The organism is Escherichia sp. MOD1-EC5990 (genome assembly GCF_002965285.1).
GTDB lineage: Bacteria > Pseudomonadota > Gammaproteobacteria > Enterobacterales > Enterobacteriaceae > Escherichia > Escherichia coli_F.
In genome coordinates this window covers 1-314 of record NZ_PTRV01000096.1, presented here as the reverse complement: position 1 = coordinate 314, position 314 = coordinate 1, and the positions used below count along the sequence as shown (strand labels likewise).

At 35.4% G+C, this 314-nt stretch carries 1 protein-coding gene; it reads right to left on the bottom strand.

Annotated elements, in window-relative coordinates:
- On the bottom strand, positions 1-241 hold a 241-nt coding region (locus BEB42_RS26060; protein WP_172954564.1), incomplete at its 3' end, for a transposase family protein.
- Positions 242-314 lie beyond the last annotated feature (73 nt).

The window sequence follows — 314 nt, the reverse complement described above, 5'->3', positions numbered from 1 at the left end:
TACAGGATACAACTCTGGCAATGGTATCGTGAACAGGAATACCATTTTCAAAATCACCATATTGCTTCAAAAAATCGAGATGTGTTTCCCCAAAATCCTCTATATCTTCCCAACCTTCTGCACCCGAAATAACGGCGCAAATAGTCAACAGTAGAATATCCGATAATTTATGTTCCACTTTCCAGGTTTGTCTGTAATCGGGGATAATAGAAATATGTTCCATCAATTTTTTAAGTACCATTTTGTTCTCCTTAATTATGTAAGGAGTATTTGATCATGTATAAGCAATAAAAAACAGCTTCAGGTAATGAGGA